We start from the raw sequence: 7,736 nt of genomic DNA on the forward strand, positions 1-7,736 counted from the left end.
GTTCATGCTGGCGCGCGAGTTGTTGCCAGCGGGGGCGTTATGCGCCACCCCACCCTCAGGGCCGGCCTCCGTGTCGAAGCCCGGGAGAAATTTGCGATGTTTTACGGCTGGGTGATCGTCGGCGTCGCCGCCACCATCTACATGCTCGTGGTCGGCACCACCTACAGCGCGTTCGGCCTGCTGGTGCTGCCCGTATCCGCGGAATTCAAGCTCTCGCGCGCCAGCATGAACAGCGCGCTGATCCTGCTCAATATCGGCAACGCCTGCCTCGCGCCGATCATCGGGCGGCTGCTCGATCGCTTGCCCGTCCGGCCGATCATCATGGTGGCGGCGCTGCTGCTGGGCGGCAGTCTGGCGGCACTCGGCCTGTCACGGTCGCTGTGGCTGAGCGCGACCATCATCGTGCTGCCGCTGGCCGCCGGGATCCTGGGGGCGAGCACGCTCAGCATGTCGGTGCTGATCGCGCGCTGGTTCGTCGCGCATCGCGGGCGGGCGATGATGCTCGCTGCGATCGGCATGTCGGCGGGCAGCATCCTCGTCACGCCGCTGGTGGGCTGGCTGATCGCGGCGGAAGGCTGGCGCGCGGCGCTGCTCATCACCGGCGGGACGATCACGGCGCTGCTGCTGGCGCTCGCCCTGCTGCTGCGGGATCGCCCGCCGGTCGAACAGGTGCCGGTGGGGCAGGGCAGGCCGGCAGCCGGCCCCGGCCCGGCCCCCGTCCGCGCACTGCTGGCGATGCCGCAATTCTGGACGGTGAGCCTGAGCGTGTCGATCACGCTGGGCACCGCGCTGGCGCTGTCGGTCACGCTGGTGCCGTTGGCCTTGCAGGGCGGGCTTTCGATGGTGCAGGCGACCAGCCTCGTCTCGGTGACTGGCGGTGCCGCCATCGCCAGCAAGCTGCTCCTGTCCACACTGGCCGACCGGATCGACCGCATCCTGCTGCTGACCGGCCTGTTCGCGCTGGCAGGCGGGCTGAACGCGGCGCTGCTGCTCGATCATTCCTATCCGGTGCTGCTGTGCATCGGGGTGGGGCTGGGGATCGCCACGGGCGTGGTCGCGCCGATCTTCTATGCGCTGCTGGCGGATCGCTTCGGTCCGTCGTCGTTCGGCACGGTGCGCGGGCTGATGGCGCCGATCGGGGCGGTCATCTCGGCGCTGGCGGTGCGGCTGGCGGGGGAGGTGTTCGATCGCACCGGCGGCTATGCCACGCTGTTCACGGTCTTCATCGGGCTGCAGGTGCTGGCGGTGGTCCTGATCTATGCCACCCGCCATCTCGCCGCCGTGCCGCCCGCCGGGGCCGTGCCGGCGCGTGAACCCCGCTAGAGGAAGTATTTCAGCCGCACCATCTCCGCCACGGGTTGCGTGCCCACGGCGAAGCGGGCGGCGGCGAAGCGGGGCGGGCCGAGGGTGAGGCGCGGGTTGCGCGAGAAGCCGACCCCCTCGCGCGGCACCCCGAACATCTTGTCCAGCCGGCCGTTGCCGTTCTCGTCGTGGATCAGCGCCAGCGCATAGTCGCCGCTGGGCAGGCTGGGGAAGCGGGCGGCCGGGTCCGTCGCGGCGATCGTCATGTGACGGCTGGCAGGGTCGCCGTCGCAATCGGGGAAATGCGCCGGATCGCGCGTCAGGCAGATGATGATGCTGCCGCGCTGCGACCTAAGCCCCTCCACCGCCAGATCGATCCGCCCCGGTGAGGCCGCGCCGGTCAGCAATGCCATCGCGGGCAGGGCGAGCAGGGTGCGGGCCAGCATCGTGCGCGAAACGGCCGAGGCCCGCATCCGTGCCGCAGAGCCTGTCCCACAGGCGGAAATAGAGGCCATAATTGCACCTGTAATCGCGATGATGCCGTTCGTGGTGGCTGGCGGTGATGAGCCAGCGCCCGGCGGGTCCGTGGACGAGCGAGCGGGGAAACATCTCCCAGCCCATGTGGTTGGTGACGCCCATCAGCGTCATCACCGCCAGCACCACGCCGAGCGCCGAGACGTGTATCGGCACGAGGAACACGAGGGCCGGGATGACGACGGCGCCGGTCAGCGCCTCGATCGGGTGGAAACTCATCGCCGCCCAGGCGGTGGGCGGGCGGCTGGCGTGATGGACGGCGTGGGCGAGGCGGAAGGCGCGCGGCCGGTGCATCCAGCGGTGCGTCCAGTAGAACCAGCAGTCGTGCGCGAGCAGGAAGATCAGGATCGACAGCGGCCACCACCACAACGGCCGGGCGTGGAGATCGGTGTAGACCTGCGTCCAGCCGTGCGTGCGCCAGCCCCACGCCACGATGCCGGCCGGCACGCCGTAGATCGCGGCCGAGGCCAGCGACCAGCCGATCTCCCGCACGATCTGCCGGCGCTGCGTGGCGTAGAGGCCGGGATGCCGCACCTGCGTCGCCCAGGCGAACCCGCCGCTCACCAGCAGGTAGCGCACGCCGACGATCGCGGTCATCAGCAGGGCGGCGAGGCCGAGGGCGAGGAACAGCTCCATCCGCCCGCCATAGCCCGCTTGGCCGGATCATGCGAGCGGGCGCTATCGCAGGTGCGAACGGCTTGGTAGGGCAATCGGCACGCCCCGTCGCGCCCGCCTTCGACGGGGGCCGGGCGCACCTTGTGAGGATGACCGGCCCGAATGCCGCAGGATATCCAATGCGATCTGGCGATCATCGGCGGCGGGCTGGCCGGCGGGCTGATCGCGCTGGCGCTGGCGGCGCGGCGGCCGGAGGTGGACGTGCTGCTGGTGGAGGCGGACACGGTGGTGGGCGGCAACCACATCTGGTCGTTCTTCGCCAGCGACGTGGACCCGGCGGACCGCTGGCTGGTCGATCCCCTGGTGGGCCATCGCTGGCCGGCCTACGACATCGCCTTCCCCAAACGAAAGCGGCGGCTGGACGAGGCCTATCACTCGATCCGTTCCGAGCGGCTGGATACGCTGGTGCGCGCCGCGCTGCCGCCCGCCCGGTTGCTGACGGGGATACGGGCGACGGACGTGTCGCCGACCGCCGCCACGCTGGCCGACGGCACGCGCATCGCCGCGCGTGCGGTGATCGACGCGCGCGGGGCGGGCGACCTTTCCACGCTCGATCTCGGCTGGCAGAAGTTCGTCGGCCTCGTCGTCCGCACCGACGCTCCGCACGGCCGCACGCACCCGGTGGTGATGGACGCCACGGTGGAGCAGATCGACGGCTACCGCTTCGTCTATGTCCTGCCGTTCGGGCCGGACCGGCTGCTGATCGAGGACACCTATTACAGCGACTCGCCCGATCTCGACCGGCAGGCGATCACCGCGCGGGTGCATCGCTACGCCGCCGACCATGGCTGGGGCATCGCCGAGGTGGAGCATAGCGAGGCGGGCGTGCTGCCCGTGGCGCTGGGTGGCGATTTCGACGGCTATTGGGCGTCGGGCGGCGCCGCGGCCAAGGCCGGGGTGCGCGCAGGCCTGTTCCACCCGACCACCGGCTATTCGCTGCCCGATGCGGTGCGGCTGGCCACCCACGTCGCCGCGCTGCCCGATCCCGCCGCCCCCGATCTCGCCGCCGCCACCCGCGATCGCGCGCGCGAAACATGGGCCGGGCGCGGCTTCTACCGGTTGCTGGACAGGATGCTGTTCCGCGCGGCCGAACCGGCGGAACGGTACAAGGTGCTCGAACGCTTCTACGGTCTGGACGCGGGGCTCGTCGGGCGTTTCTACGCCGGGCGATCCACGCTGCTCGACAAGCTACGTATCCTTTCGGGCAAGCCGCCCGTTCCGCTCATGGCCGCCCTTCGCGTGTTGAAGGAAACGCGCGGCCCCCAGGGAGAATCGCGTTGAAGAGTGCGGCGGTGATCGGTGCCGGGTTCGGCGGGCTTGCGCTCGCGATCCGGTTGCAGTCGGCGGGGGTCGCGACCACCCTGATCGAGGCGCGGGACAAGCCCGGTGGCCGCGCCTACGTGTGGGAGAAGGACGGCTTCACCTTCGACGCCGGCCCTACCGTCATCACCGATCCGGCCTGCCTGAGCGAGTTGTGGGCGCTATCCGGCCGGCGGATGGACGAGGATATCGAGCTGTTGCCGGTCAGCCCGTTCTATCGGCTGAACTGGCCGGACGGCACCAACTTCGATTACTCGAACGACGAAGCCTCGCTCAACCGCGAGATCGCCAAGCTGCGCCCCGAGGATGTCGAGGGCTATGCGAAGTTCCTCGATTATGCCGCCGGGGTCTACCGCGAGGGCTATGAGAAGCTCGGCCACGTCGCCTTCCTCGATTTCGCCTCGATGATAAAGGCGGCGCCCGCGCTGGCGAAATATCAGGCGTGGCGCTCGGTCTATTCGATCGTCTCGAGCTACGTGAAGAACGAGCATCTGCGCGAGGCGCTGTCGTTCCACACGCTGCTGGTGGGCGGCAACCCGATGACGACGAGCGCGATCTACGCGCTGATCCACAAGCTGGAAAAGGACGGCGGCGTGTGGTTCGCCGCCGGCGGCACCAACCGGCTGGTGGCCGCGATGGTCACGCAGTTCGAGCGGCTGGGCGGCACCGTGCGGCTGGGCGACGCGGTCGTGGAGGTGGAGACGCTGGGCGACCGCGCCACCGGCATCCGCACCGCGAGCGGCTGGCACGGCACGTTCGATGCGATCGCCTCCAACGGCGATATCGTCCACACCTATCGCGATCTGCTGGGCAACACCCCGCGTGGCAAGAAGGCGGCGGCGGCGCTGGCGCGCAAGAAGTTCTCGCCGTCGCTGTTCGTCGTCCATTTCGGCATCAAGGGCGCATGGCCGGGCATCCCGCACCACATGATCCTGTTCGGCCCACGCTATAAGGGGCTGCTGACCGACATCTACGATCGCGGCGTGCTGGCGGAGGATTTCTCGCTGTACCTGCACCACCCCACCGTCAGCGATCCGTCGCTGGCGCCGGAGGGCTGTTCCACTTTCTACGCGCTGGCGCCGGTGCCGCACGTGGGCAAGCTGCCGATCGACTGGGAGACGGTGGGGCCGCAATATGCCGACCGCATCCTCGCCGAGGTGGAGCGACGCCTGATCCCCGATCTGCGCGGGCGGCTGATGACGAGCTTCCACTACACCCCGGCCGATTTCGGGCGGGATCTGAGCGCGCATCTCGGCTCCGCCTTCAGCCTCGAGCCGATCCTGACGCAGTCGGCGTGGTTCCGCGTGCACAACCGTGACGACATCCTGCCGAACCTCTATTTCGTCGGCGCCGGCACGCATCCGGGCGCCGGTATCCCGGGGGTGGTCGGTTCGGCGAAGGCCACGGCGGCGCTGATGCTGGCCGACCTGCGCGCATGAGCGTGCCGCCCCGGCCCGTGCTGGTGGCGGCGGCGCGGGACAGCATCGCGAAAGGATCGAAGAGCTTCGCGATGGCGAGCAGGCTGTTCGACCGCGAGACTCGCGAACGGGCGTGGCTGCTTTACGCATGGTGCCGCGCCTGCGACGATCTGGCCGACGGACAGGAGCATGGCCACGCGCTGTCCGTCGTGGCCGATCCGGCGGCGCGGCTGGCCGAGATCCACGAACGCACCGAGGCGGCGCTGGCCGGGCAGCCGAGCGGGCTGGCGGCGTTCGACGGGCTGGGCGTGGTCGTGGCCGAATGCGGCATCCCCCATCATCTGCCGCGCGATCTGATCGCCGGCTTCGCGCTGGACGCGGACGGTTTCTCCCCGCGCGACGAGGGCGAACTGCTGCAATATTGCTACCATGTCGCCGGCGCGGTCGGCTGCATGATGGCGGTCGTGATGGGGGTGGATCCCCGCGACGAGGCGGTGCTCGATCGCGCCTGCGACCTCGGCCTCGCCTTCCAGCTCGCCAACATCGCCCGCGATCTGGACGAGGACGATGCCGGCGGGCGCTGCTACCTGCCGGCCGACTGGCTCGCCGAGATGGACGTGCCCCCCGGCGAGACGATGCGCCCGCCGTACCGCGCGTCCATCGCCGTGCTGGCGCGGCGGCTGGCGGACCGGGCGGCGGCCTATGAAGAGTCCGCCCGCCACGGCACCCCGGCGCTGTCGTTCCGTTCGGCCTGGGCGGTGCTGGCGGCGGCGGGCATCTATGGCGACATCGCCCGCACCGTGGCGGCGCGCGGCCGCCGCGCGTGGGACAGCCGCGTCGTGACGAGCAAGGGCGAAAAGCTTGGCTGGGTGGCGAAGGCTGCGGGGCAGGCGGCGCGGCGCAAGCGATCGTGGCATGGCGATGCCCCCCGTACCGGCCTGTGGACGCGCCCGCGCGGCCGACCTGAAGCCGATCCGTTCATTCCGAGAGGCTGACCGGGAATTCAAAACCGGTCAGCCTTCGCCGGAATCCTGATCGATCCAGCCGCATCCCGCCTTCGTGCCGAGCGAAGTCGAGACACGGAGCGTCACGTGCGTGGCCCGCCGCTCGACTTCTCTCGGGGTATGGAAGTGGAAACCCGGATCCCGGTCGGCCTCTGAGGAGAGGCCTAACTTGGCGAAGCTTCGTCTCGACGGTCGCAACAGCGGCCCGTTCAGCTCAGCGCCTTCGCCAGCACCGTGAACGCAAGGTCGCGCCGCACCGGCAGGCCGAAGCGGGGATCGTCGAGCGGGAAGGGGCGTGTCTCGCCTGTGGGCACGTAGCCGCGCCGTTCGTACCACGCGATCAGTTCGTCCCGCTGGACGATCACCGTCATCTCCATCCGCCGTGCGCCGAAGCGGGTCGCCGCTTCCGCCTCCGCCGCCGCGATCAGCCGCCGGCCGAGGCCGCCCGCCTGCCGCCCCGGCGCCACCGCCAGCAGGCCGAGAGTGGCGGTCGTGCCGTCCCCCCGCCCAATCTGGACGCAGCCGACCGGATCGATGCCGACACAGGCGAGCAGGATGCGATGATCGGCGTCGGCGAGGATCGCGGCCAGTGCGGCAGGGTCGGTCCGCTGGCCGCCGAGCAGATCGGCCTCGTGCGTCCAGCCGCCGCGCGCGCTGTCGCCGCGATAGGCGCCCTCCACCAGCGCGTGCAGCGCGGGCACGTCGGCGATGGTGGCGGATCGGATCGTCGGCTCGGACATTCGGTGATGGTACAGGCGGGCGGCAGGCGATGAAAGGTGACGACGATGGCGGATTCGATCGAGGACATGATGATCGACACCCCGGAGGGGCCGATGCGCTGGGCGGACTGGAAGAAGAAGAACCCGGTGCAGATCGCCTCGCGCCGCACCAAGGGCAAGAAGCTGCCGAACAGGATCAAGCTGACGACCGACGGGAAATAGCCGCACCGTCGACGCGCGCCCACGGGACCGAACGCCGCCGCCGGACGTTCCCGTCGCGCAACAATGTCGAAGGATGCCTTATGAAGATTCCCAAGGGTGCGATCGTGGCCGTGGCGGATGGCGAGAAGCTGAACCTGTTCCGCAACACCGGCGACGAATCCGCGCCCAAGCTCAGCGCGCTGCCGGACGCCGACGTCGCGACCGAGAACAAGGGCTCGGGCGGGCGCCACCAGAGCAGCTCGGCGAACCCGGACGACAGCCAGCAGGACGAGGACGGCTTCGCCGCCGGCATCGCCGCCGTGCTGAACAAGCGCGTGCTGGACGGCAAGATCGAGGACCTCATCGTCGTGGCCGCGCCGCGCACGCTGGGCGAACTGCGCAAGCACTACCACAAGTCCCTCTCGGCGGTGCTGGTGGGCGAGATCTCCAAGGATCTGACGGGCCACGCGATCGCGGACGTCGAAAAGAGCATCGCCGCCGCCTGACGGGATGCGGAGGCGCGGTGCCGTACGGCCCGCGTTTCCGCCATCCGGGGGCGTCCC

The 7,736-nt window shown here is 70.2% G+C and carries 9 protein-coding genes; 6 read left to right on the forward strand and 3 right to left on the reverse strand.

Annotation, left to right across the window (positions count from 1 at the left end):
- Window positions 1-96 precede the first annotated feature (96 nt).
- A complete protein-coding gene (locus tag FOY91_RS19935; RefSeq protein WP_162527292.1) occupies window positions 97-1,323 on the forward strand; it encodes an MFS transporter in 1,227 nt (408 codons plus the stop codon).
- Here FOY91_RS19935 and FOY91_RS19940 read toward each other — a convergent pair.
- Both FOY91_RS19940 and FOY91_RS19945 read right to left on the reverse strand, forming a co-directional pair.
- Window positions 1,320-1,715 carry a DUF2141 domain-containing protein gene (locus FOY91_RS19940; RefSeq protein WP_238995809.1) on the reverse strand — a complete coding sequence of 132 codons (396 nt, stop codon included), beginning with the start codon at window positions 1,713-1,715 and terminating at the stop codon, window positions 1,320-1,322. The genes FOY91_RS19935 and FOY91_RS19940 overlap by 4 nt on opposite strands.
- Window positions 1,654-2,472 (reverse strand): sterol desaturase family protein, encoded by an 819-nt coding sequence (locus FOY91_RS19945; RefSeq protein ID WP_203234646.1) that lies wholly within the window; start codon window positions 2,470-2,472, stop codon window positions 1,654-1,656. Before FOY91_RS19945 ends, FOY91_RS19940 begins: the two co-directional genes overlap by 62 nt.
- Window positions 2,473-2,613: 141 nt before the next feature.
- Between FOY91_RS19945 and crtY the strand changes: the two genes are divergently transcribed.
- From crtY to FOY91_RS19960, 3 genes are read left to right on the forward strand one after another with little or no spacing between them, the layout of a single operon-like run.
- Complete coding sequence (gene crtY, locus FOY91_RS19950; protein WP_145155626.1) at window positions 2,614-3,792, forward strand: lycopene beta-cyclase CrtY; 1,179 nt, start codon at window positions 2,614-2,616, stop codon at window positions 3,790-3,792.
- Window positions 3,789-5,270 carry a phytoene desaturase gene (locus FOY91_RS19955; RefSeq protein ID WP_203234647.1) on the forward strand — a complete coding sequence of 494 codons (1,482 nt, stop codon included), beginning with the start codon at window positions 3,789-3,791 and terminating at the stop codon, window positions 5,268-5,270. Before crtY ends, FOY91_RS19955 begins: the two co-directional genes overlap by 4 nt.
- Window positions 5,267-6,244, forward strand: coding sequence for a phytoene/squalene synthase family protein (locus FOY91_RS19960; RefSeq protein WP_145155628.1), 978 nt, complete (start codon window positions 5,267-5,269; stop codon window positions 6,242-6,244). The genes FOY91_RS19955 and FOY91_RS19960 overlap by 4 nt, the downstream gene beginning before the upstream one ends.
- Before the next feature lie 218 nt (window positions 6,245-6,462).
- Here FOY91_RS19960 and FOY91_RS19965 read toward each other — a convergent pair whose 3' ends face one another.
- Window positions 6,463-6,993, reverse strand: a complete 531-nt coding sequence (locus tag FOY91_RS19965; RefSeq protein WP_145155629.1) for a GNAT family N-acetyltransferase — start codon at window positions 6,991-6,993, stop codon at window positions 6,463-6,465.
- Window positions 6,994-7,038: 45 nt separating this feature from the next.
- Between FOY91_RS19965 and FOY91_RS22125 the strand changes: the two genes are divergently transcribed.
- A complete protein-coding gene (locus FOY91_RS22125; protein WP_203234648.1) occupies window positions 7,039-7,194 on the forward strand; it encodes a hypothetical protein in 156 nt (51 codons plus the stop codon).
- Window positions 7,195-7,274: 80 nt separating this feature from the next.
- Entirely contained in the window at window positions 7,275-7,679 is a 405-nt protein-coding gene (locus tag FOY91_RS19970; RefSeq protein ID WP_145155631.1) for a host attachment family protein, read from the forward strand.
- Window positions 7,680-7,736 lie beyond the last annotated feature (57 nt).

Source organism: Alterirhizorhabdus solaris, assembly GCF_007785815.1.
GTDB classification, from domain to species: Bacteria; Pseudomonadota; Alphaproteobacteria; order Sphingomonadales; family Sphingomonadaceae; genus Alterirhizorhabdus; species Alterirhizorhabdus solaris.

Excerpts from the sequence above, each read along its gene's own strand:
- FOY91_RS19960 (WP_145155628.1), top strand. The coding sequence starts at position 5,267 with ATGAGCGTGCCGCCCCGGCCCGTGCTGGTGGCGGCGGCGCGGGACAGC.
- FOY91_RS19935 (WP_162527292.1), top strand. The coding sequence starts at position 97 with ATGTTTTACGGCTGGGTGATCGTCGGCGTCGCCGCCACCATCTACATG.
- FOY91_RS19940 (WP_238995809.1), bottom strand. The coding sequence starts at position 1,715 with ATGGCATTGCTGACCGGCGCGGCCTCACCGGGGCGGATCGATCTGGCG.
- FOY91_RS19945 (WP_203234646.1), bottom strand. The coding sequence starts at position 2,472 with ATGGAGCTGTTCCTCGCCCTCGGCCTCGCCGCCCTGCTGATGACCGCG.
- FOY91_RS19965 (WP_145155629.1), bottom strand. The coding sequence starts at position 6,993 with ATGTCCGAGCCGACGATCCGATCCGCCACCATCGCCGACGTGCCCGCG.
- FOY91_RS22125 (WP_203234648.1), top strand. The coding sequence starts at position 7,039 with ATGGCGGATTCGATCGAGGACATGATGATCGACACCCCGGAGGGGCCG.
- crtY (WP_145155626.1), top strand. The coding sequence starts at position 2,614 with ATGCCGCAGGATATCCAATGCGATCTGGCGATCATCGGCGGCGGGCTG.
- FOY91_RS19970 (WP_145155631.1), top strand. The coding sequence starts at position 7,275 with ATGAAGATTCCCAAGGGTGCGATCGTGGCCGTGGCGGATGGCGAGAAG.